This is a genomic window from Brevibacillus sp. MER 51, assembly GCF_023714195.1.
Taxonomy (GTDB): Bacteria; Bacillota; Bacilli; order Brevibacillales; family Brevibacillaceae; genus Brevibacillus.
In genome coordinates this window covers 1-479 of sequence record NZ_JAMAUS010000051.1, presented here as the reverse complement: position 1 = coordinate 479, position 479 = coordinate 1, and the positions used below count along the sequence as shown (strand labels likewise).

Here is a 479-nt window from a genome sequence, read left to right as displayed (position 1 = left end):
CTTTACCGTGCTCTCCTGCGATAATATCCCCGACAACGGTCACGTGGTAAAAAATGCCGTCCTCGGCATGGCGGAAAAACGCAGCCCGGCGCTGGCGGACTGGATCGCCGACAACGTCAGCTTCCCGGGCACCATGGTGGATCGCATTGTTCCCGCGGCCACACCGGAGTCGCTGGCGGAAATCGCCGCCGTGCTGGGGGTCGACGATCCCTGCGCCATCAGTTGCGAACCCTTCATTCAGTGGGTGGTCGAAGATCACTTTGTCGCCGGGCGACCCGCCTGGGAGACGGCGGGCGTGCAGATGACCGATGACGTGTTGCCCTGGGAGCAAATGAAGCTGCGGATGCTCAACGGCAGCCACTCTTTCCTCGCCTGGCTTGGCTATCTGGCAGGGCATGCGCACATTAGCGACTGCATGCGGGATGACGTCTTCCGCCGCGCCGCCCGCCAGCTGATGCTTGACGAACAGGCTCCGACGC

1 protein-coding gene is annotated in these 479 nt (G+C 63.3%); it reads left to right on the top strand.

The window, feature by feature from the left end:
• Positions 1–479 (top strand): mannitol dehydrogenase family protein (locus tag M3630_RS30565; RefSeq protein WP_251254665.1); only part of this gene is annotated, 479 nt, incomplete at both ends.